This is a genomic window from Pseudomonas sp. BAY1663 (assembly GCF_000582595.1).
In the GTDB taxonomy this organism is placed as follows: Bacteria; Pseudomonadota; Gammaproteobacteria; order Pseudomonadales; family Pseudomonadaceae; genus Stutzerimonas; species Stutzerimonas stutzeri_AF.
Genome location: NZ_AZSV01000002.1, coordinates 21,903 through 45,181 on the forward strand (window position 1 = coordinate 21,903; position 23,279 = coordinate 45,181).

General features: G+C 62.0%; 15 protein-coding genes, 3 tRNA genes and 7 pseudogenes. 17 read left to right on the top strand and 8 right to left on the bottom strand.

The window, feature by feature from the left end:
• Window positions 1-104: 104 nt before the first annotated feature.
• Window positions 105-923 (bottom strand): pyruvate, water dikinase regulatory protein, encoded by an 819-nt coding sequence (locus BAY1663_RS01105; protein WP_037037264.1) that lies wholly within the window; start codon window positions 921-923, stop codon window positions 105-107.
• 154 nt (window positions 924-1,077) lie between these two features.
• On the opposite strand from BAY1663_RS01105, the pseudogene ppsA reads away from it, so the two are divergent.
• The 7 genes and pseudogenes from ppsA (at window position 1,078) to BAY1663_RS01140 (ending at window position 8,054) form a co-directional block, all read left to right on the top strand.
• A pseudogene (gene ppsA / locus BAY1663_RS01110) lies at window positions 1,078-3,445 on the top strand (phosphoenolpyruvate synthase).
• A 151-nt stretch (window positions 3,446-3,596) separates the two neighbouring features.
• Window positions 3,597-4,085 (top strand): ribonuclease E activity regulator RraA, encoded by a 489-nt coding sequence (gene rraA, locus BAY1663_RS01115; protein ID WP_037037266.1) that lies wholly within the window; start codon window positions 3,597-3,599, stop codon window positions 4,083-4,085.
• A gap of 85 nt (window positions 4,086-4,170) precedes the next feature.
• Window positions 4,171-5,165, top strand: a pseudogene (locus tag BAY1663_RS01120) (zinc transporter ZntB).
• A 56-nt stretch (window positions 5,166-5,221) separates the two neighbouring features.
• Entirely contained in the window at window positions 5,222-5,464 is a 243-nt protein-coding gene (locus BAY1663_RS01125; protein ID WP_037037268.1) for a hypothetical protein, read from the top strand.
• 2 nt (window positions 5,465-5,466) lie between these two features.
• A pseudogene (locus BAY1663_RS01130) lies at window positions 5,467-6,290 on the top strand (mechanosensitive ion channel domain-containing protein).
• Window positions 6,291-6,374: 84 nt separating this feature from the next.
• On the top strand, window positions 6,375-6,965 hold the full coding sequence (gene sigX / locus BAY1663_RS01135; RefSeq protein ID WP_037037271.1) for an RNA polymerase sigma factor SigX: 591 nt from the start codon (window positions 6,375-6,377) through the stop codon (window positions 6,963-6,965).
• A gap of 99 nt (window positions 6,966-7,064) precedes the next feature.
• Window positions 7,065-8,054: an OmpA family protein gene (locus BAY1663_RS01140; RefSeq protein WP_037037274.1), complete on the top strand. Its 990-nt coding sequence runs from the start codon at window positions 7,065-7,067 to the stop codon at window positions 8,052-8,054.
• Here the strand turns inward: BAY1663_RS01140 and BAY1663_RS23195 are convergent.
• Together BAY1663_RS23195 and acnB are read right to left on the bottom strand one after the other, a co-directional pair.
• On the bottom strand, window positions 8,048-8,236 hold the full coding sequence (locus tag BAY1663_RS23195; protein WP_128576017.1) for a hypothetical protein: 189 nt from the start codon (window positions 8,234-8,236) through the stop codon (window positions 8,048-8,050). The two genes, BAY1663_RS01140 and BAY1663_RS23195, sit on opposite strands and share 7 nt — an antisense overlap.
• Before the next feature lie 10 nt (window positions 8,237-8,246).
• The gene (acnB, locus tag BAY1663_RS01145) at window positions 8,247-10,859 is read right to left on the bottom strand and encodes a bifunctional aconitate hydratase 2/2-methylisocitrate dehydratase (protein WP_037037277.1); all 2,613 of its coding nucleotides are present in this window, start codon (window positions 10,857-10,859) and stop codon (window positions 8,247-8,249) included.
• A 407-nt stretch (window positions 10,860-11,266) separates the two neighbouring features.
• Here acnB and BAY1663_RS01150 point away from each other — a divergent pair, with 407 nt between their 5' ends.
• A complete protein-coding gene (locus tag BAY1663_RS01150; RefSeq protein WP_037037279.1) occupies window positions 11,267-11,743 on the top strand; it encodes a DUF1289 domain-containing protein in 477 nt (158 codons plus the stop codon).
• Window positions 11,744-11,777: 34 nt separating this feature from the next.
• On the opposite strand, the gene BAY1663_RS01155 is transcribed toward BAY1663_RS01150, so the two are convergent.
• Window positions 11,778-12,638 carry a universal stress protein gene (locus BAY1663_RS01155; RefSeq protein WP_037037441.1) on the bottom strand — a complete coding sequence of 287 codons (861 nt, stop codon included), beginning with the start codon at window positions 12,636-12,638 and terminating at the stop codon, window positions 11,778-11,780.
• A gap of 174 nt (window positions 12,639-12,812) precedes the next feature.
• Between BAY1663_RS01155 and BAY1663_RS01160 the strand changes: the two genes are divergently transcribed.
• On the top strand, window positions 12,813-13,418 hold the full coding sequence (locus BAY1663_RS01160) for a tRNA-(ms[2]io[6]A)-hydroxylase (RefSeq protein ID WP_037037282.1): 606 nt from the start codon (window positions 12,813-12,815) through the stop codon (window positions 13,416-13,418).
• Here BAY1663_RS01160 and lpxH read toward each other — a convergent pair.
• Window positions 13,415-14,137 (bottom strand): UDP-2,3-diacylglucosamine diphosphatase, encoded by a 723-nt coding sequence (gene lpxH / locus BAY1663_RS01165; RefSeq protein WP_037037285.1) that lies wholly within the window; start codon window positions 14,135-14,137, stop codon window positions 13,415-13,417. The genes BAY1663_RS01160 and lpxH overlap by 4 nt on opposite strands.
• A 7-nt stretch (window positions 14,138-14,144) precedes the next feature.
• A complete protein-coding gene (locus BAY1663_RS01170) occupies window positions 14,145-14,639 on the bottom strand; it encodes a peptidylprolyl isomerase (protein ID WP_037037288.1) in 495 nt (164 codons plus the stop codon).
• Window positions 14,640-14,985: 346 nt separating this feature from the next.
• Between BAY1663_RS01170 and BAY1663_RS01175 the strand changes: the two are divergent.
• Window positions 14,986-16,652: pseudogene (locus BAY1663_RS01175) on the top strand (glutamine--tRNA ligase/YqeY domain fusion protein).
• A pseudogene (gene cysS, locus BAY1663_RS01180) lies at window positions 16,652-18,036 on the top strand (cysteine--tRNA ligase). Before BAY1663_RS01175 ends, cysS begins: the two co-directional pseudogenes overlap by 1 nt.
• A 63-nt stretch (window positions 18,037-18,099) precedes the next feature.
• On the opposite strand, the pseudogene folD reads toward cysS, so the two are convergent.
• Both folD and BAY1663_RS24375 read right to left on the bottom strand, forming a co-directional pair.
• A pseudogene (gene folD / locus BAY1663_RS01185) lies at window positions 18,100-18,953 on the bottom strand (bifunctional methylenetetrahydrofolate dehydrogenase/methenyltetrahydrofolate cyclohydrolase FolD).
• A complete protein-coding gene (locus BAY1663_RS24375; RefSeq protein WP_164838418.1) occupies window positions 18,950-19,255 on the bottom strand; it encodes a hypothetical protein in 306 nt (101 codons plus the stop codon). The pseudogene folD and the gene BAY1663_RS24375 overlap by 4 nt, the downstream one beginning before the upstream one ends.
• On the opposite strand from BAY1663_RS24375, the gene BAY1663_RS01190 reads away from it, so the two are divergent.
• The 6 genes and pseudogenes from BAY1663_RS01190 to clpX all read left to right on the top strand — a co-directional run bounded on the left by BAY1663_RS01190 (window position 19,228) and on the right by clpX (window position 23,221).
• Window positions 19,228-19,304 (top strand) — tRNA-Arg (locus tag BAY1663_RS01190). The two genes, BAY1663_RS24375 and BAY1663_RS01190, sit on opposite strands and share 28 nt — an antisense overlap.
• Window positions 19,305-19,337: 33 nt before the next feature.
• A tRNA-His gene (locus BAY1663_RS01195) sits at window positions 19,338-19,413 on the top strand.
• Window positions 19,414-19,466: 53 nt separating this feature from the next.
• Window positions 19,467-19,551: transfer RNA gene (locus BAY1663_RS01200), tRNA-Leu, on the top strand.
• Between the two features lie 254 nt (window positions 19,552-19,805).
• On the top strand, window positions 19,806-21,116 hold the full coding sequence (tig, locus tag BAY1663_RS01205; protein ID WP_037037291.1) for a trigger factor: 1,311 nt from the start codon (window positions 19,806-19,808) through the stop codon (window positions 21,114-21,116).
• An 89-nt stretch (window positions 21,117-21,205) separates the two neighbouring features.
• Window positions 21,206-21,844 (top strand): ATP-dependent Clp endopeptidase proteolytic subunit ClpP, encoded by a 639-nt coding sequence (gene clpP / locus BAY1663_RS01210; RefSeq protein ID WP_037037294.1) that lies wholly within the window; start codon window positions 21,206-21,208, stop codon window positions 21,842-21,844.
• A gap of 97 nt (window positions 21,845-21,941) precedes the next feature.
• Window positions 21,942-23,221, top strand: a pseudogene (gene clpX / locus BAY1663_RS23200) (ATP-dependent Clp protease ATP-binding subunit ClpX).
• The last annotated feature ends 58 nt before the right edge of the window (window positions 23,222-23,279 follow it).

Sequence of the window (23,279 nt, forward strand, 5' to 3'; positions counted from 1 at the left end):
CGCGGTGCCGATGAATCGCGTTTGAGCCGCGCCGTGAATTCCCGTGGCTGAAAAGGCAAAAAGTCCGCACCAAGCGGACTTTTTGTTGTCTAGCGAAGCGGCGGTTACTTGAGTCGACGCTCGACGCCTTTCTCCACCAGGATCTTGGCGGAAATTTCCTCGACGGAGAAGTGCGTCGAGTTGATGTAGTTGATGTTCTCGCGGCGGAACAGGTTTTCCACCTCGCGGACCTCGAATTCGCACTGGGCGAAGCTGGCGTAACGGCTGTTGGGTTTGCGCTCGTTGCGGATGGCGGCCAGGCGATCGGGGTCGATGGTGAGGCCGAACAGCTTGTCCTTGTAGTCCTTGAGGGCGCTGGGCAGCTGCAGGCGCTCCATGTCGTCCTCGGTCAGCGGGTAGTTGGCGGCGCGGATGCCGTACTGCATCGCCATGTAGAGGCAGGTCGGCGTCTTGCCGCAGCGGGACACGCCGACCAGGATCAGGTCGGCCTTGTCGTAATAACGGGTGCGGGCACCGTCGTCGTTGTCGAGGGCGAAGTTCACCGCCTCGATCCGCTCCATGTAGTTGGTGTTGTGGCCGATGGAATGGGATTTGCCGACGGAATACGAGGAGCGCGACATCAATTCATGCTCCAGCGGCGCGAGGAACGAGGAGAAGATGTCGATCATGAAACCATTGGATTCGGCGAGGATGTCGCGGATTTCCTGGTTCACCAGCGTGTCGAAGATGATCGGCCGGCCGCCGTCCTTCTCCGCGGCATGGTTGATTTGCTGTACCATGGCCCGCGCTTTTTCCGCGGTGTCGATGTACGGGCGGGTCAGTTTGGTGAAGGTGATGTTCTCGAACTGGGCCAGAAGGCTCTGGCCCAAGGTTTCCGCAGTAATGCCTGTGCCGTCTGAAATGAAGAAAGCGGTTCGTTTCATGTACCTTGGGCCTTAAGTCGAGAACGGTTCCCAGCTATAGTAGGCCCTTCGCCGAGCCCGGTTGGCGGGCATTGTTACTTATTTTGCAGGGCCAGGCCACAGCCGTACGGTCTGGCTCCGGTCGAGTTTCCAACACTAATGTGGAGAGATCACCTTGGTAGAGTACGTAGTTTCCCTCGATAAGCTCGGCAATCATGACGTTGAGCGTGTAGGGGGCAAGAACGCCTCCCTGGGCGAGATGATCAGCAACCTCGCCGGTGCCGGCGTTTCCGTACCGGGCGGTTTCGCCACTACGGCCCAGGCCTATCGCGACTTTCTCGAATTGAGCGGCCTGAACGACCAGATTCATGCGCTGCTCGACTCGCTGGGCGTGGATGACGTCAATGCCCTGGCCAAGGCCGGCGCGCAGATCCGCCAGTGGGTCATGGATGCCGAGTTCCCGCCGCAGCTCGACGCCGATATCCGCAAGGCCTTCGCCGAAATGTCCGGCGGCAACGACAACATGGCCGTCGCGGTACGTTCCTCGCTACCGCCGAAGACCTGCCTGATGCCTCCTTCGCCGGCCAGCAGGAAACCTTCCTCAACATCCGTGGCGTGGACAACGTGATCCGTGCCGCCAAGGAAGTCTTCGCTTCGCTGTTCAATGACCGTGCCATCGCCTACCGCGTGCACCAGGGCTTCGACCACAAGCTGGTCGCCCTGTCCGCCGGCGTGCAGCGCATGGTGCGCTCGGAAACCGGTACCGCCGGCGTGATGTTCACCCTGGATACCGAGTCCGGTTTCCGCGACGTGGTCTTCATCACCGGCGCTACGGCCTCGGCGAGACCGTCGTCCAGGGCGCGGTCAACCCCGATGAGTTCTACGTCCACAAGCAGACGCTGCAGGCCGGCCGCCCGGCGATCCTGCGCCGTAACCTGGGCAGCAAGGCGATCAAGATGGTCTACGGCGACGAAGCCAAGGCCGGCAAGTCGGTCAAGACCGTGGAAGTCGACGCCGCCGATCGCGCGCGTTTCTGCCTGAGCGACGAGGAAGTCACCAACCTCGCCAAGCAGGCGATGATCATCGAGAAGCACTACGGCCGCCCGATGGACATCGAGTGGGCCAAGGACGGTGACGACGGCCAGCTGTACATCGTCCAGGCGCGTCCGGAAACCGTGAAGAGCCGCAGCAGCGCCAACGTCATGGAGCGTTACCTGTTGAAGGAAAAAGGCACCGTGCTGGTCGAGGGTCGCGCCATCGGCCAGCGCATCGGCGCCGGCCCGGTCAAGGTGATCCACGATGTGACCGAGATGGACAAGGTGCAGCCGGGCGACGTGCTGGTTTCCGACATGACCGACCCGGACTGGGAGCCGGTGATGAAGCGCGCCAGCGCCATCGTCACCAACCGTGGCGGCCGCACCTGCCATGCGGCGATCATCGCCCGCGAGCTGGGCATCCCGGCCGTCGTCGGCTGTGGCAATGCCACCGAGCAACTGAAGGATGGCCAGCGCGTGACCGTTTCCTGCGCCGAAGGCGACACCGGCCTGATCTTCGACGGCGAGCTGGGCTTCGACGTGCGCCAGAACTCCATCGATGCCATGCCGGAACTGCCGTTCAAGATTATGATGAACGTCGGTAACCCGGATCGCGCCTTCGACTTCGCCCATCTGCCGAACGAAGGGGTGGGCCTGGCCCGCCTGGAATTCATCATCAACCGCATGATCGGCGTACACCCCAAGGCGCTGCTGAACTTCGACGGCCTGCCGGCCGACGTCAAGAGCAGCGTCGAGAAGCGCATCGCCGGCTACAGCGATCCGGTCGACTTCTACGTCGAGAAGCTGGTCGAGGGCGTCAGCACCCTGGCTGCGGCCTTCTGGCCGAAGAAGGTCATCGTGCGTCTGTCGGACTTCAAGTCCAACGAATACGCCAACCTGATCGGCGGCAAGCTCTACGAACCGGAAGAAGAGAACCCGATGCTTGGCTTCCGTGGCGCCTCGCGCTACATCAGCGACTCGTTCCGCGACTGTTTCGAGCTCGAATGCCGGGCGATGAAGAAGGTCCGCGACGTCATGGGCCTGACTAACGTCGAGCTGATGGTGCCCTTCGTGCGTACCCTGGGCGAAGCCTCGCAGGTGGTCGACCTGCTGGCCAAGTACGGCCTCAAGCGCGGCGAGAACGGCCTGCGCGTCATCATGATGTGCGAACTGCCGTCCAACGCGCTGCTGGCCGATGAGTTCCTCGAATACTTCGACGGCTTCTCCATCGGTTCCAATGACATGACCCAGTTGACGCTGGGCCTGGACCGCGACTCCGGCATCATCGCGCACCTGTTCGACGAGCGTAATCCGGCGGTGAAGAAGCTGCTGGCCAATGCCATCCAGGCATGCACCAAGGCCGGCAAGTACATCGGCATCTGCGGCCAGGGCCCGTCCGATCATCCTGATCTGGCCAAATGGCTGATGGAACAGGGCATCGAAAGCGTGTCCCTGAACCCGGATTCGGTGCTCGATACCTGGTTCTTCCTGGCCGATCGTCAAATCTGATTATCGATAAGCGTTAAGCGAAAACGGGGCCTCAGGCCCCGTTTTCGCTAGTGATGAGGCGTCGCCTGCCTTCTCCGGGCGCATGCGCTGTATCATGACGCGCATGCATGAACCGGTATTCGAGCCGTTTTCCCAAGCAAAGGAGCTTCCCATGCAATACGTCACCCCTGATCTGTGCGATGCCTATCCGGACCTGGTACAGGTGGTCGAGCCGCTGTTCAGCAACTTCGGTGGACGCGATTCCTTCGGTGGGCAAATCGTCACCATCAAATGCTTCGAGGACAATTCCCTGGTCAAAGAACAGGTCGAAGTCGATGGTGCCGGCAAGGTGCTGGTGGTCGATGGTGGCGGCTCATTGCGGCGTGCCCTGCTGGGCGACATGCTGGCCGAGAAAGCGGCGCGCAACGGCTGGGAAGGACTGATCATCTATGGCTGCATCCGTGACGTCGATGTCATCGCGCAGACCGAACTGGGCGTCCAGGCGCTGGCCAGCCATCCGATGAAGACCGACAAGCGTGGTATCGGCGATCTCGACGTGCCGGTGACCTTCTGCGGCGCGACGTTCCGCCCCGGCGAATACGTATACGCCGACAACAATGGAATCATCGTGTCGCCCCAGCCACTGTCCATGCCGGAGTAACTGCCTTCGGCAACAGCGGGGGCGTTCGCTGTACTTCTGAGCCCGGCCCTGCCGGGCTTTTCGTGAACATCGACGGAACAGACTGATGCTGGTGACTGACAGCGAGCAGCGGGGGCTGATTCATGCCTTCCTCCTCGACGGCAGTGGTGGCGCCCGGGTTATCGCCTACGATGACCTGGCTGGCCTGCAACTCTCCGAGAACGAGAGTCTCTGGTTGCACTGGGATCGCAGCCATGAAAAGGCGCAAGCCTGGTTGCGTACGCAAAGTGGCCTGAGCGCGTTCGCCTGCGACGTGCTGCTCGAGGAAAATACCCGTCCACGCATGCTGACCTTGCCGCGCGAGGAGCTGTTGTTGTTCCTGCGCGGGGTGAACCTGAACCCGGATGCCGAGCCGGAAGACATGGTGTCGGTGCGCGTGTTCGCCGATCCGCGTCGCGTGATTTCCCTGCGACTCAGGCCGTTGCGTTCCATCGAGGTGGTGATCCAGCTGCTGGCGGAGGGCAGGGGGCCGAAGACCGCCTCCGAGCTTCTGCTGTACCTGGCCGAATCGATGACCGATCGTGTCGACGACCTGGTTGCCCAACTGGCCGAGCGGGTCGATGCGGAAGAGGAAGAGCTGGAGGGCAACGAGCGTTATACGCCGGAGCATGATTCGATGCTCGCTTTGCGGCGGCGTGCCGCCGGCCTGCGGCGCTTTCTGCTCCCCCAGCGCGAACTCTACGGCCAGCTGACGCGCAGTCGCCTGAGCTGGTTCGCTGACGACGATGCCGAGTATTGGAACGAGCTGAGCAACCGCCTGATGCGCTATCTCGAAGAGCTCGACCTGGTTCGCGAACGGATCAATCTGGTGCTGGAGTCGGAGCAGCGCAGGCTCAGCGAACGGATGAACCGGACGATGTACCTTCTGGCGATCATCACCGGCTTCTTCCTGCCCATGAGCTTTCTGACCGGCCTGCTCGGCATCAATGTTGGCGGCATTCCGGGAGCGAGAATCCCTATGGGTTCATCCTGGCCTGCCTGATCATCGGTACCGTTGCACTGTGCCAGTGGTGGGTGTTCCGCCGTCTGCGCTGGCTCTGAATGTGACTCTCAACCGCCCACAGGCCGTCTAGACGGAATACTCCAGCGAGGTTTGCATGCGCGATCCCTTCGAAGAATCCCTGCGAGATCTCCTCAACAAGCCATCGATTCACGATGACGATGCTTGTCTGGGGCGCGTCCTCAAAACGGCCAACCGGCAGGTGGGAGCCGGCGATCTGTTCGGTCTGATCGGCCAGTGGCTGCCGGCGCTGATGATGGCGTTCAACAGCGGCTCGCGGCATCTCTCCCCGGTTTCGCGCCGAGAACCATCCAACCCTTCGTTCGATAAGGCTGATTGATCATGGAATTCGATCCCTGGACCCAAAGTCTGCTGTCGGCGATGAGCTCGCTCTGGGCTTCTGTCGCGGCCTTCATTCCTCGTCTGTTCGGCGCCCTGGTCGTGGTACTGCTCGGCTTCGTGGTAGCCAAGCTGCTCGATACGCTGCTTTCCAAGGTGCTCGCCAAGGTCGGCCTCGATCGGTTGATGGCCGGTACGGGGCTCACCAAGCTGCTGGGACGTGCGGGCATCCGCATTCCGGTTTCCGCCTTGATCGGCAAGGTCGTCTACTGGTTCGTACTGCTGATCTTCCTGGTCTCGGCCGCCGAATCGCTGGGGCTGGAGCGCGTTTCCGCAACGCTCGACATGCTGACTCTCTATGTGCCCAAGGTGCTCGGTGCGGCGTTGATTCTGCTGGCGGGCGTTCTGCTTGCGCAGCTGCTCAGCGGGCTGGTGCGCGGCGCCGCGGAAGGGTGGGGCTGGATTATGCGAACGGGCTCGCCCGGATGGCGCAGGGGCTGGTCATCATCATCAGCATCTCCGTGGCCATCGGGCAACTCGAGGTCAAGACCGAGCTGCTGAACTACGTGATCGCGATCGTGCTGATCACCGTTGGCCTGGCGGTCGCGTTGGCATTCGGTTTGGGCAGTCGCGAACTGGTTGGGCAGATTCTTGCCGGCATCTACGTGCGTGAGCTCTACGAGGTGGGCCAGCGCGTGAAGCTGGCGGATGTCGAAGGGCAGATCGAGGAAATCGGGACGGTCAAGACCCTGCTGCTTACCGATGATGGCGAACTCGCTTCGGTAGCCAACAAAGTGCTGCTGGAACAGCGTGTTGCCAGCCGTTAGCACTGCATTTCTGGTAAAGTACGTCGCCTTTTTTCGGTTTCCATGATTTGGCGGCCGTGACCATGTCTGCCGGCTCGAAGCGTCTTGACTAAAACCCAAACGTCCATTCCGCGCTACGACCCTCGCCAGCTCACCGATGAGGAGCTGGTGCAGCATGCCCATGGCGAACTGTTTCATATTACCCGTGCATATGAAGAGCTCATGCGGCGCTATCAGCGCACGTTGTTCAATGTATGTGCACGGTATTTGGGAAACGAGCGTGACGCCGACGATGTATGTCAGGAAGTAATGCTCAAGGTTCTTTATGGCTTGAAGAACTTCGAAGGTAAATCCAAATTCAAGACCTGGCTCTACAGCATCACGTATAACGAGTGCATCACTCAATATCGCAAGGAGCGTCGCAAGAGGCGTTTGCTCGATGCCCTGAGCCTCGATCCGCTTGAGGAGGCTTCCGAGGAGAAGGCGCCTAAGATCGAGGATAAAGGCGGACTGGATCGCTGGCTGGTCCATGTCAATCCGATTGATCGGGAGATATTGGTGTTGCGTTTCGTCGCCGAATTAGAGTTCCAGGAAATTGCCGACATCATGCATATGGGGCTAAGCGCAACGAAGATGCGTTACAAACGTGCACTCGATAAGCTCCGGGAAAAATTTTCCGAGAAGATTGAAACTTAATGACAAGAAGCTGTCTTATGCCAGACGAACAGCTTGGGCATACAGACAGCCGGTTTCCTTAGATTGTTCTGATATCAACCACCAGATGGGGATTTACGGATGAAACTTAAAAACACTTTAGGCGTTGTAATCGGTTCGATGGTTGCCGCCACTTCTGTCGGCGCGCTGGCCCAAGGGCAGGGCGCCGTTGAAGTGGAAGCGTTCGGCAAGCACTACTTCACCGATAGCTCGCGTGATGTACAGCGCGACGGTGAACTCTATGGCGCAGGCGTCAGCTACTTCCTCACCGATGACGTCTCGCTGGGCCTTTCCTATGGCGAATACCACGACCTGACCTCCGAGGATCCGGTTGGCGCGGACGGCCACAAGAACATCAAGGGCAGCCTGACCTCCCTGGATGCCGCTTACCACTTCGGCGCTCCGGGTGTCGGCCTGCGTCCGTACGTCTCCGCCGGTGTCGCGCACCAGAGCATCGGCCAGGCTGCCCGTAGCGGCCGTGACAGCAGCACCTTCGCCAACGTCGGTACCGGCCTGAAGTACTACTTCACCGAGAACTTCTTCGCCAAGGCCAGCGTCGACGGCATGTACAACATCGATGCCGACGAAGCCGAATGGATGGCAGGTGTTGGCGTTGGTCTGAACTTCGGCGGCGGCGCCCGTCAGGTTGCAGCCGTCGAGCCGACTCCGGAGCCGGCTCCGGCACCGATCGTCGACACCGAGCCGGAACCGGCTCCGGAAGTGGTCCGTGTCGAGCTGGACGTCAAGTTCGACTTCGACAAGTCGCGTGTCCGCGAAGAAAGCTACAGCGACATCCGCAACCTCGCTGACTTCATGCAGCAGTACCCGCAGACCACCACCGTGGTTGAAGGTCACACCGACTCCGTCGGTACCGACCAGTACAACCAGCGCCTGTCCGAGCGTCGTGCCGAAGCTGTGCGCAACGTTCTGGTCAACGAGTATGGCGTGGAAGGCGGTCGCGTGAATTCGGTAGGTTACGGTGAATCCCGTCCGGTGGCCGACAACTCCACCGAGGAAGGTCGTCAGATCAACCGTCGCGTGGAAGCCGAAGTGGAAGCTCAGGTTCAGTAACCCGAGAATTCCGCTGCGAGAAAAACCCGGCCTTGGCCGGGTTTTTCTTTGTCTGCAGGAAAACCGATCCGCTCGCAGGAACGGGTACGTTTTCTGCTGGCTGAAGAGGTCGCCACCGCGCCTTGAGCATTGGTGGAAAAGTGTTGTGCATAAAAAACCCCGCCGAAGCGGGGTTCTTTCATTGCGTCACCGTCAGACGACTTCGACGACCTGGATCTTGGCCTTTTCCGCAGCTTCACGGAACTCGGCGATCTGGTCGAAGGACAGGTAGCGATAGATATCGGCAGCCATGCTGTCGATGTTCTGCGCGTAGGCCATGTACTCCTCGACGGTCGGCAGCTTGCCGATGATGGAGGCTACGGCCGCCAGTTCGGCAGAGGCGAGGTAGACGTTGGTGGCGTCACCCAGGCGGTTCGGGAAGTTACGGGTCGAGGTGGAAACCACGGTCGAACCGGTCTGCACGCGAGCCTGGTTACCCATGCACAGCGAGCAGCCCGGCATTTCCATGCGCGCACCGGCCTTGCCGTAGATGCCGTAGTAGCCTTCTTCGGTCAGCTGGTGAGCGTCCATCTTGGTCGGCGGAGCCAGCCACAGGCGGGTCGGGATGCCGCCCTTGACCTTGTCCAGCAGCTTGCCGGCAGCGCGGAAGTGGCCGATGTTGGTCATGCAGGAACCGATGAAGACCTCGTCGATCTTCTCGCCGGCAACGGTGGACAGCAGGCGAGCGTCGTCCGGGTCGTTCGGTGCGCAGAGCACCGGCTCCTTCACGTCGGCCAGGTCGATTTCGATCACGGCGGCGTATTCGGCGTCCTTGTCGGCTTCCAGCAGTTGCGGGTTGGCCAGCCAGGCTTCCATGGCCTGGGCGCGGCGCTCCAGGGTGCGGGCATCGCCGTAGCCTTCGCTGATCATCCAGCGCAGCATGGTGATGTTGGACTTCAGGTACTCGGCGATCGAGTCTTCCGGCAGCTTGATGGTGCAACCGGCAGCCGAACGCTCGGCGGAGGCGTCGGACAGTTCGAATGCCTGCTCGACGGTCAGCTGGTTGAGACCTTCGATCTCGAGGATGCGGCCGGAGAAGATGTTCTTCTTGCCCTTCTTCTCGACGGTCAGCAGGCCCTGCTGGATGGCGTAGTAGGGGATGGCATGGACCAGGTCACGCAGGGTGATGCCCGGCTGCATCTGGCCCTTGAAGCGCACCAGGACGGATTCCGGCATGTCCAGCGGCATGACGCCGGTGGCGGCGGCGAAGGCGACCAGGCCGGAACCGGCCGGGAAGGAGATGCCGATCGGGAAGCGGGTGTGCGAGTCACCACCGGTACCGACGGTGTCCGGCAGCAGCATGCGGTTCAGCCAGCTGTGGATGATGCCGTCGCCCGGACGCAGGGACACGCCGCTGCGGTTCATGATGAAGTCCGGCAGGGTGTGGTGGGTGTTGACGTCGATCGGCTTCGGATAGGCCGCGGTGTGGCAGAACGACTGCATGACCAGGTCGGCGGAGAAGCCCAGGCAGGCCAGGTCCTTCAGCTCGTCGCGGGTCATCGGACCGGTGGTGTCCTGGGAGCCGACGGTGGTCATCTTCGGCTCGCAGTAGGTGCCCGGGCGCACGCCCTGGCCTTCCGGCAGGCCGCAGGCACGACCAACCATCTTCTGCGCGAGGGTGAAGCCCTTGCCGCTGTCGGCCGGCGCTTCCGGCTTCTTGAACAGGGTGGACGGCGCCAGGCCCAGTTCGGCACGAGCCTTCTCGGTCAGGCCACGGCCGATGATCAGCGGAATGCGGCCGCCGGCGCGGACTTCGTCCAGCAGGACTTCGGTCTTCAGTTCGAAGGTGGTGATGACTTCATCGGTGCCGTGCTTGCAGACCTTGCCTGCGTACGGGTAGACGTCGATGACGTCGCCCATGGCCAGGTTGGTGCAGTCGAATTCGATCGGCAGGGCGCCGGCGTCTTCCATGGTGTTGTAGAAGATAGGGGCGATCTTGGTGCCGAAGCAGAAACCACCGGCGCGCTTGTTCGGAACGTTCGGGATGTCGTCGCCGAAGAACCACAGCACCGAGTTGGTGGCGGACTTGCGCGAAGAGCCGGTACCGACCACGTCACCGACGTAGGCAACCGGGAAGCCCTTGGCTTTCAGCGCTTCCATCTGCTTGATCGGGCCGACCGAGCCCGGAGCGTCCGGGTTGATGCCGTCGCGGGCCATCTTCAGCATGGCCAGGGCGTGCAGCGGGATGTCGGGGCGCGACCAGGCGTCCGGAGCCGGCGACAGGTCGTCGGTGTTGGTTTCGCCGGTCACCTTGAAGACCGACAGGGTCACTTTCTCGGCAACGGCCGGACGGTTGGTGAACCATTCGCCTTCGGCCCAGGATTGCATCACGGCCTTGGCGTGCTCGTTGCCGGCCTTGGCCTTCTCGGCGACATCGTGGAAGGCGTCGAACATCAGCAGGGTGTGCTTCAGCTGCTCGGCGGCCACGGCGCCCAGTTCGGCGCTGTCCAGCAGTTCGACCAGGGTGGCGATGTTGTAGCCGCCCTGCATGGTGCCCAGCAGTTCCACGGCGCGCTGCTTGCTCAGCAGCGGGGAGGAGGTTTCACCTTTGGCCAGGGCGGACAGGAAGCCGGCCTTGACATAGGCAGCTTCGTCGACGCCTGCGGGGACGCGGTTGGTGATCAGGTCAACGAGGAATTCTTCTTCGCCGGCCGGCGGGTTCTTCAGCAGCTCGACCAGGCCTGCGGTTTGCTCGGCGTTCAGCGGCTGGGGCACGACGCCCTGGGCGGCACGCTCTTCTACGTGTTTGCGATAGGCTTCAAGCACAGTTTTTACCCTCATCATTGGTCCCATGGGTGTTTCGGGACGCGCATCCGGAAGCTGTTTTCAAAGTTTTACGCCGGATGGGCGAGGCCGGATGGGCAGGGAACGGGCGGTTCCGCGCACCCGGCACGCGGCCGGTTCAACTGTGCTCGTGACGCTTTGAAAACAGCTTCGTATGGAATGTGGCGCCAAAAACGGCGGGCCGATTCTACTGGAACGGGCCCGTAAAGTTAAGTCGAGCACCCGCATCGGCTGGCGCCGTCTCGCTACGCAGGGCTGCTGCGGGTAAGGTCTGGAGGCCGGCTGGGCTGGGCTGCAGGCGGTCGCGGCTGGTCATCGAGGATGAAGGCGGGTGACCCTGGTTGGACAAAAGTCTAAGATGCGCGGCTGATCAATAGCCCGTCCTGCCCATGTCCAACCAGCGCATACAGACCCCCTGCATCGGCCTCTGCTCGACCGTTTATGGCGACAACGTCTGCCGCGGCTGCAAGCGCTTCCATCATGAGGTGGTGAACTGGAACGGCTATGGCGACGAGGAGAAGCGCGCGGTATGGCGGCGCCTGGAGATTCTGCTGGCGCAGGTGATGGCGGCGAAGCTGGAGGTCTTCGATGCCCAGTTGCTGCGTCAGCAGCTGGAAACACGGCAGATCCGCTTCGTGCCCGAACAGTCCCCCTATTGCTGGGCCTACCAGCTGATCGCCCGTGGCGCCCGGGTCATCCAGCAACTGGACGCCTACGGGGTGATGCTGCTTCCCGAATTCCGTGGATGGCCGCTGCCACAGCTGAGGGATGCCATCGATCGCGAGTTCTTCCTGCTTTCCGAGGCACACTACGAACGCTACATGGCGCCGCGATTCCTCGCCGAGGGTAGGAATATCCTCGGCTGAGAGCGCAGGCCGCCGAAAGCTTCCGCCCGGCAGGTCAGTGGCGAACCAGATCTTCCAGGTGATCGATGATGTCGTCGGGTTTCAACACCAGGACATCGCTTTCCAGCGTATCGAGCACCACTTCCGCGGTATTGCCCATCAGTGCGCCGGAGAAGCCGGTACGGGCCACGGTGCCGATGACCGTCACCACCGCCTTGAGCCGCTGGCAGACCCGGGGGATCAGGGCGTCGGCCGGGCCTTCCTCGACATGCAATTGCGCATCGGGAATGCCGTACTCGGCCTGGAACTGCCTGCAGGCCTCGCGATAGCGCGCCTCGATGGTTTCCTTGAGCTGGAAGGCCGGGTCGGCCGCCGAAAGCATGGCGGAGGGATGGGCGCTGATGACGTGCAGCTTGCCATCGGCCAGGCTGGCTATTTCATAGCCGTGGTTGACGATGGTGGCATGCAGGGTGCGATGCTCCAGGTCGGAGTTGCCGACATCGACTGCCGCGAGGATGTTGCCACCCGTCCAAGGGGTGTCGGTTTTCACCATCAACACCGGGCATGGGCAGTAGCGCAGCAGCTTCCAGTCCTCGGGGGTGAGCAGGGCGCGCTTCAGCGGGTTGTCCGGCACGTGCTGTTTGATCACCAGGCCGCAGCCTTCCTCCTGTTGCACGGTGATGATGGTCTGGTGGAGATTGTCATGCCAGGCCTGTTGTGTGGTGACCTGATGCCCTTCGCTTTCCAGCTGCTCGCGTAGCGAGTCCAGGTAGGCGTCGTGATCATGCTTGCCGTCGCACACCAGCAGGTGCAGGCGAGACTGGCTCACGCTGGAAATCAGGCGTGCGCGCTTCAGGGCCAGCGCTTGTGGCTGGTTCGGGTCGATTACCACGAGGATGCAGCGAATGGCTTGCATGATCGGCTCCATTTCCTTTACGGGTTGCTCAACTATAGACAAGCCTGCGACACGGGCCGTGATGTAAATCAAACCAGGCTGGCCGGGACGCGTGGCATTCGTATAATGCCGCCCGCGGCGAATCCCCTCATGTTCGCGCTGGCTTATTTTGTTTGTGAATACCAAGGATTCGCCATGCTTCCTGATCTGAACGACTTTCTCGGTTGTGCCACGCCCGCCGCCTGGGTGGATGCTGCGTTGCAGAACCAGGACGTGATGCTGATCGATCACGGCAACTGCGAGAAGAAGGCCGCCGGCACGGCATTCCAGTTGATGTTCCGCTATGTCGACAAGCCCGACCTGCAGAACAAGATGTCGCGCCTGGCGCGCGAGGAGCTGCGCCATTTCGAGCAGGTGCTGGCGATCATTCGCACGCGTGCGATCGCCCTGCGCAACGTCGGTTCTTCCCGCTATGCGGCGGGGTTGCGTGAGCTGGTACGCAATCATGAACCCTATCGGCTTACCGATACCCTGGTGATTGGCGCCTTCATCGAGGCGCGCTCCTGCGAGCGCTTCGCCATGCTGGTGCCGCATCTGGATGAAGAGCTGGGCAAGTTCTACAGCGGCTTGCTCAAGTCCGAGGCGCGGCACTTCCAAGATTACCTGAAGCTGGCCTACCTCTATGGCGCTGCGACGGATGTGGACGCGACCATCCTGAAGGTGCGCGAGCGCGAGCGTGAACTCATCGAAAGCCCCGACAGCGAGTTCCGCTTTCACAGCGGGGTGCCGCTGGCGGCCTAATTCAGCTCGAACGGCGCCTGGTGAAAGCCGCTGGCGTCCACCTGCAGCGCCCAGCCCTGGCGGTCCCAGTCGCCGAGCACGATGCGCCGGGCCGGCTGTCCGTCGAGCTCCAGCTCATGTACTGCCGGACGATGGGTGTGGCCGTGGATCAGTGTGCGGACACCGTATTCGCTCAGGGTGCGTGGAATCTCGTCGGGCGTGACGTCGACGATGTCGCTGGCCTTCATGCGGGTTTGCGTACGGCTTTCGCTGCGCAGCTTGCGTGCCAGTTTCTTGCGCGTGGCCAACGGCAGGTTGCGCAGGATGAACAGACTGAGCGGGTTGCGCAGCAGACGGCGCAGGCGCATGTAGCCCAGGTCGCGGGTACACAGGCTGTCGCCATGCATCAGCAGGACGCGCTCGCCATCGAACTCGACCACGCTGGGGTCGGCCAGCAATTCGCAGCCGGCCTCGCGGCAGAAGCCTTTGCCGAGCATGAAGTCGCGATTGCCGTGCATCAGGTAGATGCGCGTGCCGCGATCGCTCAGGGCGCGCAGCGCCTGGGCGATCGAGCGCTGGAAGGGCGTCATGGCGTCGTCGCCGATCCAGACCTCGAAGAAGTCGCCGAGGATGTACAGCGCTTCGGCCTGGCTGGCACGCGCCTCGAGAAAATGCAGAAACGCCCGGGTGATGTCCGGGCGTTCCTCTTCGAGATGCAGATCCGAGATCAGCAGGATCACTCGCAGGTCACTCGACGATCTCGGCCTTCTCGATCACCACGTCGTCCACCGGAACGTCCTGGTGGCCGGACTTCATGGTGGTGGCCACGCCCTTGATCTTCTCGACCACGTCCATGCCGTCGGTCACTTCGCCGAACACCGCGTAGCCCCAGCCCTGGACGGTGGGCGCGCTGTGGTCGAGGAAGTCGTTGTCCTTGACGTTGATGAAGAACTGCGCGGAGGCCGAGTGCGGCTCCATGGTACGGGCCATGGCCAGGGTGCCGGTCTTGTTCGACAGGCCGTTGTTGGCCTCGTTCTTGATCGGTGCGCGGGTTGCCTTCTGCTTCATGCCGGGCTCGAAACCGCCGCCCTGGATCATGAAGTTGCTGATCACGCGGTGGAAGATGGTGCCGTCGTAGTGGCCGCTCTTCACGTATTCCTTGAAGTTGGCGGTGGTTTCCGGGGCCTTGTCTTCGAACAGCTGGACGGTGATGACGCCGTAGTTGGTGTGCAGTTTGATCATCGGGGAGGGATTCCGTTTTCGTTGGGCAGGCCAAGTGCGGGACGGGCCGCTGCAAGGGTCGTCGATACCGGGTGCCGCCAGCCGCCGGTGGCATCCGCTGGTGGGCGCTTTGCTCTGTCAGGGGGTTGACGGGTCCGCTATGATAGGCGCTTTGATTTGGTCGGCCTACCCTGAGAGAGTATTTACAAACTACTGCGCTCGGCCATGCGGCGTTGAACTCAGCCTCAAAATGCTCATGTACAACTTGTACATTCCGCTTTTTCGGCTGATTTCGCCTTGCCTGACCATCGCTCGCTACGTTTGTAAACCTCTCTAAGCCGCACATTCGCTGATCGTTAAGGACACCATGAGCAAGCCCGAGACTCCTGCCGCAAGCAACTTTCTTCGTCCGATCGTCCAGGCCGACCTGGATTCCGGCAAACATGCCAAGATCGTCACCCGCTTCCCGCCGGAGCCCAACGGCTACCTGCACATCGGCCATGCCAAGTCGATCTGCCTGAACTTCGGCCTGGCGCAGGAATTCGGTGGCGAGTGCAACCTGCGCTTCGACGACACCAATCCGGCCAAGGAAGACCAGGAATACATCGACGCGATCAAGAGCGACGTGCAGTGGCTGGGCTTCCAGTGGGCGGGTGAGGAGCGTTACGCCTCCGATTATTTCGATCAGTTGCACGCCTGGGCGGTTCACCTGATCGAGAGCGGCAAGGCCTACGTCTGCGACCTGACGCCCGAACAGGCGCGCGAGTACCGCGGCAGCCTGACCGAGCCGGGCAAGAACAGTCCGTTCCGCGAGCGTAGCGTGGCGGAGAACCTCGACCTGTTCGCGCGGATGAAGGCTGGCGAGTTCCCGGATGGCGCCAGGGCGCTGCGGGCGAAGATCGACATGGCCTCACCCAACATGAACCTGCGCGACCCGATCCTCTACCGCATTCGCCACGCCCATCACCACCAGACCGGCGACAAGTGGTGCATCTATCCGAGCTACGACTTCACCCACGGCCAGTCGGACGCCATCGAGGGCGTCACCCACTCGATCTGCACCCTGGAGTTCGAGGATCACCGTCCGCTCTACGAATGGTTCCTGGCCAACCTGCCGGTGCCGGCCCAGCCGCGCCAGTACGAATTCGCCCGGCTCAACCTGAACTACACCATCACCAGCAAGCGCAAGCTCAAGCAGCTGGTCGACGAGAAGCACGTGAGCGGCTGGGACGATCCGCGCATGTCGACGCTGTCGGGTTTCCGCCGCCGCGGCTATACGCCGGCCTCGATCCGCAATTTCTGCGACATGATCGGTGTGAACCGCGCCGGCGGCGTGGTGGACATCGGCATGCTGGAATTCGCCATCCGCGAAGACCTCGACGCCAATGCGGCGCGGGCCATGTGCGTGCTCAAGCCGCTGAAGGTGGTGATCACCAACTACCCGCAGGGCCAGGTCGAGAACCTCGAACTGCCGCGTCATCCCAAGCAGGACATGGGGGTGCGCGTGCTGCCGTTCGGTCGCGAGATCTACATCGACGCCGGCGACTTCGAAGAGGTCCCGCCGGCCGGCTACAAGCGCCTGGTCCCGGGCGGCGAGGTACGCCTGCGCGGCAGCTACGTGATTCGCGCCGACGAGGCGATCAAGGATGCCGAAGGCAATATCGTCGAGCTGCGCTGTAGCTATGACGAGAACACCCTGGGCAAGAACCCCGAGGGGCGCAAGGTCAAGGGCGTGATCCACTGGGTGCCGGCCGCCGAGAGCGTCGAGTGCGAGGTGCGCCTGTACGATCGGCTGTTCCGTTCCGCCAATCCAGAGAAGGACGAGGAGGGCGGCAGCTTCCTCGACAACATCAACCCCGAGTCGCTGGTGCTGCTGCGCGGCTGCCGCGCCGAGCCGTCGCTGGCCAATGCCGCCCCGGAAGAGCGCTTCCAGTTCGAGCGCGAAGCTACTTCTGCGCCGACCTCAAGGACAGCCGGCCCGGCGCTCCCGTGTTCAACCGCACCGTCACGCTGCGTGACTCCTGGGGTCAATGATGGCGTTGACGATCTACAACACCCTGAGCAAGAACAAGGAAGTCTTCAAGCCGCTGGAAGATAACCGGGTGCGCATGTATGTGTGCGGCATGACCGTCTACGACTTCTGCCATATCGGCCACGCGCGGGTGATGGTGGCTTTCGATGTGGTCACTCGCTGGTTGCGCCATCGCGGCTACAACGTCACCTATGTGCGCAATATCACCGACATCGATGACAAGATCATCCGCCGTGCCAACGAGAACGGCGAGCCGTTCGAGGCGCTGGTCGAACGCATGATCGCCGCCATGCACGAGGACGAGGCGCGCCTCAACGTGCTGCGCCCGGACCTCGAGCCGCGAGCCACGGCTCATATCGGCGGCATGTTCACTATGATCCAGACCCTGATCGACAAAGGCTATGCCTATGCGCCGGGCAATGGCGACGTCTACTATCGCGTCGGCAAGTTCGCCGGCTACGGCAAGCTGTCGCGGCGCAGGATCGAGGACCTGAAGATCGGCGCGCGCATCGAGGTCGACGAGGCCAAGGAGGATCCGCTCGATTTCGTCCTGTGGAAGGGCGCCAAACCGGGCGAGCCGAGCTGGCAGTCGCCTTGGGGGCTCGGCCGGCCGGGCTGGCATATCGAATGCTCGGTGATGTCCACCTGCTGCCTGGGCGAGACCTTCGACATCCATGGCGGCGGCCCGGACCTGGTGTTCCCGCACCACGAGAACGAGATCGCCCAGAGCGAGGCAGCCACCGGCAAGTTGTATGCCAACGCCTGGATGCACGCCGGCGCGGTGCGCGTCGACGGCGAGAAGATGTCCAAGAGCCTCGGCAACTTCTTCACCATCCGCGAGGTGCTGGAGAAGTACCACCCGAGGTGGTGCGCTACCTGCTGGTGTCCAGCCACTACCGCAGCCCGATCAACTACTCCGAGGACAGCCTGCGCGAGGCCAAGGGCGCCCTGGAGCGCTTCTACAACGGCCTCAAGGGGCTACCGTTGGCCGAGCCGGGCGGTGGCGACGAGTTCGTCGCGCGCTTCGGCGCGGCGATGGACGATGACTTCAACTCGCCGGAAGCCTGCGCGGTGCTGTTCGAGATGATCCGCGAGGTCAACCGCCTGCGCGAGACCGACCTCGCCGCCGCCGCCGCGCTGGCCGCGCGCCTGAAGGAGCTGGCCGGGGTGCTGGGTGTGCTGCAGCTCGAGCCGGAGGCTTTCCTGCAGGCCGGTGCGGCAGGGAAGGTCGATGCGGCCGAGATCGAGCGTCTGATCGCTGCGCGCCTGCAGGCGCGTGCCGAGAAGAACTGGGCGGAATCCGACCGTATTCGCGACCAGCTCACCGCCATGGGCGTAGTGCTGGAAGACGGCAAGGGCGGAACGACCTGGCGCCTGGCCGAATGAATTGAATGCAAACAAGAACGGCACCGAAAGGTGCCGTTCTTGTTTCTGGCGTCTGGCGCCGGTTTAGCCGTGCAGGTGCTCGGCTGCGTGCAGAGTGTTTTCCAGTAGGCAGGCGCGGGTCATCGGGCCGACACCGCCCGGCACCGGCGTGATCCAGGCGGCGCGTTCACGGGCCGGATCGAACTCCACGTCGCCCAGCAGGCGGCCATCGGCCTGGCGGTTGATGCCGACGTCGATGACGATGGCGCCAGGCTTGATCCATTCACCCTTGACCAGACCGGTGATGCCGGTGGCCACCACGACCAGGTCGGCACGCTTGACGTGCTCGGCAAGGTCGCGGGTGAAACGATGGGTTACGGTGGTGGTGCAGCCGGCCAGCAGCAGCTCCAGCGCCATGGGCCGGCCGACGATGTTCGAAGCACCGACAACGACCGCGTCCAGGCCATGCAGGTCGATCCCGGTGCTTTCCAGCAGGGTCATGATGCCTTTCGGCGTGCAGGGGCGCAGCAGCGGCATGCGCTGGGCGAGGCGACCGACGTTGTAGGGATGGAAACCGTCCACGTCCTTGTCGGGGCGGATACGCTCCAGCAGTTGCGAGGCGTCGAGCTGCCGGGGCAGTGGCAGTTGAACGAGGATGCCGTCGATGGCCGGGTCGTCGTTGAGCCGATCGATCAGTGCCAGCAGGTCTTCCTGGCGGGTATCGGCGGGAAGGTCGTGGGCGATGGAGTTGAAGCCACTTCTTCGCAGTCCTTGCGCTTGTGCGCTACGTATACCTGGGAGGCTGGGTCGCTACCTACCAGGATCACCGCCAGGCCCGGCGCGCGAAGCCCCTGAGCGCGGCGCTCGGCAACACGGCTGGAGATTTGTTGGCGAATATTGGCAGCGATCGTTTTACCGTCGATCAGTTGTGCGGTCATGACGCTTGGTTAACCACCGGAAAGGATTTAGAAAGGACGCGTATTCTCGCATGCCGTGGCGAGACGGCAAAGGCGAAGCGCTGGGTAGCATTCGTAACTCCTTTATCTAACTGAAATTTTTTTAATTCTGGTGTTGACGAGTGTGCGCCGCCTCTATAACATTCGCCCCGCTTGTCGAGCACAGCCTGCTGCTGGGTAAGATGGCTTTCGAAGAGGGTGACTTCTTCTACGGCCGGAGCTTCAAGTCTGCGCTCCGCACAGAATGCAGATAAGAGCGCCCGTAGCTCAGCTGGATAGAGCATCCGCCTTCTAAGCGGATGGTCGCAGGTTCGAGTCCTGCCGGGTGCGCCATTTCGGGCTCTGGCACAAGCAAAGTGAAATATGGTGGGCGTAGCTCAGTTGGTAGAGCACAGGATTGTGGCTCCTGGTGTCGAGGGTTCGATCCCCTTCGTCCACCCCATATTCCAGAAAACGCCAGGCGCTGCCTGGCGTTTTCGTTTGAAACCCCGCTTGGCGGACGTGGTGAAATTGGTAGACACACCAGATTTAGGTTCTGGCGCCGCAAGGTGTGAGAGTTCGAGTCTCTCCGTCCGCACCATGTAATCAGCTGAAAGCCCCGGATTCCGGGGCTTTCGCGTTTCTGGGGCAGGCGAATGGGCCTGGAGGGCGTCGCGGTTCGCTCGGCAGGGGCGGTGAGCCGCTTTTGCGCGGCGCGCGGCCTTGTCGAGCCTGTCGGCGGCCTCTCTTCGTTCTTCTCCGGGGCGGGGTGACTTCTGTCAATCGAGCTACTAGAATGCTTGCCCATTCTGGGGCCGGAACGCCCGGCTTATGTCTGTGCAACGAGGAAAATCCATGCAAGTTTCTGTTGAAAGCACCTCCGCTCTTGAGCGCCGCATGACCATTGGCGTGCCGGTCGAGCGCATCGAGACCGAAGTCAACAAGCGTCTGCAACAGACCGCCAGCCGTGCCAAGATTCCAGGTTTCCGCCCCGGCAAGGTGCCGATGAGCGTGATTCGCCAGCGTTACGAAGAGGCCGCTCGTCAGGAAGCCCTGGGTGATCTGATCCAGGCGACCTTCTATGAAGCCATCGTTGCCGAGAAGCTGAACCCGGCCGGTGCGCCGTCCGTCGAACCGAAGGTGTTCGAGAAGGGCAAGGATCTCGAGTACGTCGCGACTTTCGAAGTGTTCCCCGAGTTCGAAGTCGCAGGCTTCGAGGCCATCGAGATCGAGCGTCTGCAGGCCGAGGTGGCCGACGCCGACGTCGACAACATGCTGGAAATCCTGCGCAAGCAGAACACCCGCTTCGAGAACGTCGAGCGTGCCGCCGAAAACGGCGACCAACTGAACATCGACTTTGTCGGCAAGATCGACGGTGAGGTCTTCGCCGGTGGTTCGGCCAAGGGCACCCAGCTGGTGCTGGGCTCGGGGCGCATGATCCCTGGTTTCGAAGAGGCGCTGGTCGGTGCCAAGGCCGGCGAAGAGCGCGTGATCACCCCGACCTTCCCCGAGGATTACCAGAACCTCGACCTGGCCGGCAAGACCGCCGAGTTCACCGTGACCGTCAACAGCGTCGCGGCTCCCCAGTTGCCGGAACTGAATGATGACTTCTTCGCCCAGTTCGGCGTTCAGGAAGGCGGCGTCGAAGGCTTCCGTGCCGAAGTGAAGAAGAACATGGAGCGCGAACTGCGCCAGGCCATCAAGACCAAGGTGAAGAACCAGGTGATGGAAGGGCTGGTCGCCGGCAACCCGATCGAAGTGCCCAAGGCGCTCATCGACAACGAGGTCAACCGTCTGCGTGCGCAGGCCGTTCAGCAGTTCGGTGGCAACATCAAGCCCGACCAACTGCCGGCCGACCTCTTCCAAGAGCAGGCCAAGCGCCGTGTGGTGCTCGGCCTGATCGTCGCCGAAGTGGTCAAGCAGAAGGAACTCAAGCCCGACGAGGCGCGTGTTCGTGAGCTGATCGAGGAAATGGCTTCGGCCTATCAGGAGCCGGAGCAGGTCATCGCCTGGTACTACAAGAACGACGAGCAACTGAACGAAGTCCGTTCTGTTGTGCTCGAAGAACAAGTTGTGGATACTGTTCTGCAGCAGGCCAAGGTGACCGACAAGTCGGTCTCCTACGAGGAAGCCGTCAAGCCTGCGGAAGCCCCGCAAGCAGCCTGATTTCTTCAAACGTTCGAGTGCACAAACATAAGCCAGCCTCGCGCTGGCTTATGTCTTTTGAGGCATGACATAGGGAGTATCGTTGGAACATGTCCCGCAATCCTTTTATGCAAGTTCCGGACATTCAGGCCGCAGGTGGCCTGGTCCCGATGGTGATCGAGCAGTCCGCACGTGGTGAGCGCGCCTATGACATCTACTCCCGTCTCCTGAAGGAGCGGGTGATCTTCATGGTTGGCCAGGTCGAAGACTACATGGCCAACCTGATCGTCGCGCAGATGCTGTTCCTCGAGGCGGAAAACCCCGAGAAGGACATTCACCTCTACATCAACTCCCCGGGCGGCTCGGTGACTGCCGGCATGTCGGTCTACGACACCATGCAGTTCATCAAACCGGACGTGTCGACCATCTGCATCGGCCAGGCCTGCTCCATGGGTGCCTTGCTGCTGGCCGGTGGTGCAGCCGGCAAGCGCTACTGCCTGCCGCACTCGCGCATGATGATCCACCAGCCGCTGGGTGGCTTCCAGGGCCAGGCTTCGGACATCGAAATCCATGCGCGTGAAATCCTCACCATCCGCGAGCGGCTGAACAAGGTGCTGGCCCATCACACCGGTCAGCCGCTGGACGTGATCGCCCGCGACACCGACCGCGACAACTTCATGAGTGGCGACGAGGCCGTCAAGTACGGGCTGATCGACCAGGTCCTGACGCAGCGCCAACTGGCCGTCTGATCTCCACAGCCTGCGATATCCGGCTGCCCCGTGGGCTTGAAAAAGCCCACGATTGCCTTCATCTTGTGTTTCAAGCCTTCCCGATTGGATCGATCGAATGACTGACACCCGCAACGGCGAGGATTCCGGCAAACTGCTCTATTGCTCTTTTTGCGGCAAAAGCCAGCATGAAGTACGCAAGTTGATCGCCGGGCCCTCCGTTTTCATCTGCGACGAGTGCGTCGACCTGTGCAACGACATCATCCGCGAGGAGGTGCAGGAGGCACAGGCCGAGAGCAGCGCGCACAAACTGCCCGCGCCCAAGGAGATCAGCGGCATTCTCGACCAGTACGTCATTGGTCAGGAACGCGCGAAGAAGATCCTGGCGGTGGCCGTTTACAATCATTACAAGCGCCTGAACCAGCGCGACAAGAAAGAAGAAGTCGAGCTGGGCAAGAGCAACATCCTGCTGATCGGTCCTACCGGTTCGGGCAAGACGCTGTTGGCCGAAACGCTGGCTCGCCTGCTCAACGTTCCGTTCACCATCGCCGATGCGACCACCCTCACCGAGGCGGGCTACGTGGGCGAGGATGTCGAGAACATCATCCAGAAGCTGCTGCAGAAGTGCGACTACGATGTCGAGAAAGCCCAGATGGGCATCGTCTACATCGATGAAATCGACAAGATCTCACGCAAATCCGACAACCCCTCGATTACCCGTGACGTCTCGGGCGAAGGCGTGCAGCAGGCATTGCTCAAGCTGATCGAGGGCACCGTGGCTTCCGTTCCGCCGCAGGGCGGGCGCAAGCATCCCCAGCAGGAGTTCCTGCAGGTCGATACGCGCAACATCCTGTTCATCTGTGGCGGTGCCTTCGCCGGCCTGGAGAAGGTGATCCAGGGGCGTTCGACCCAGGGTGGCATCGGTTTCAATGCCGAGGTGCGCAGCAAGGACCCGGGCAAGAAGATCGGCGAGGCGCTGCGTTCCGTCGAGCCGGACGACTTGGTCAAGTTCGGCCTGATCCCGGAATTCGTCGGCCGCCTGCCGGTGATCGCCACGCTCGACGAACTCGACGAGGCGGCATTGATTCAGATCCTTACCGAGCCGAAGAACGCGCTGACCAAGCAGTATGCCAAGCTGTTCGAGCTCGAAGGGGTGGATCTGGAGTTCCGTCCGGACGCGCTCAAGGCTGTGGCTCAGCGTGCTCTGGAGCGCAAGACCGGTGCTCGTGGCCTGCGTTCGATTCTCGAGGGCGTGCTGCTGGATACCATGTACGACATTCCTTCGCAGAAGGATGTCAGCAAGGTGGTCATCGATGAAAGCGTGATCGAGGGCACGTCCCAGCCCCTGCTGATTTACGAGAACAGCGAACCGCCCGCCAAGCTGCGCCTGAGGCGTGATAGAACGAAGGGGCCTGCGGGCCCCTTTGTATTTGTACCGTCTCCTTGTTTTTTGCAG

Coding starts and splice junctions, on each gene's coding strand:
- BAY1663_RS01105 (WP_037037264.1), bottom strand. CDS start 923: ATGAAACGAACCGCTTTCTTCATTTCAGACGGCACAGGCATTACTGCG.
- rraA (WP_037037266.1), top strand. CDS start 3,597: ATGCAATACGTCACCCCTGATCTGTGCGATGCCTATCCGGACCTGGTA.
- BAY1663_RS01125 (WP_037037268.1), top strand. CDS start 5,222: ATGCGCGATCCCTTCGAAGAATCCCTGCGAGATCTCCTCAACAAGCCA.
- BAY1663_RS01140 (WP_037037274.1), top strand. CDS start 7,065: ATGAAACTTAAAAACACTTTAGGCGTTGTAATCGGTTCGATGGTTGCC.
- BAY1663_RS23195 (WP_128576017.1), bottom strand. CDS start 8,236: ATGAAAGAACCCCGCTTCGGCGGGGTTTTTTATGCACAACACTTTTCC.
- BAY1663_RS01150 (WP_037037279.1), top strand. CDS start 11,267: ATGTCCAACCAGCGCATACAGACCCCCTGCATCGGCCTCTGCTCGACC.
- BAY1663_RS01155 (WP_037037441.1), bottom strand. CDS start 12,638: ATGCAAGCCATTCGCTGCATCCTCGTGGTAATCGACCCGAACCAGCCA.
- BAY1663_RS01160 (WP_037037282.1), top strand. CDS start 12,813: ATGCTTCCTGATCTGAACGACTTTCTCGGTTGTGCCACGCCCGCCGCC.
- BAY1663_RS01170 (WP_037037288.1), bottom strand. CDS start 14,639: ATGATCAAACTGCACACCAACTACGGCGTCATCACCGTCCAGCTGTTC.
- BAY1663_RS24375 (WP_164838418.1), bottom strand. CDS start 19,255: ATGCTCTATCCAGCTGAGCTACGGGCGCTCTTATCTGCATTCTGTGCG.
- tig (WP_037037291.1), top strand. CDS start 19,806: ATGCAAGTTTCTGTTGAAAGCACCTCCGCTCTTGAGCGCCGCATGACC.
- clpP (WP_037037294.1), top strand. CDS start 21,206: ATGTCCCGCAATCCTTTTATGCAAGTTCCGGACATTCAGGCCGCAGGT.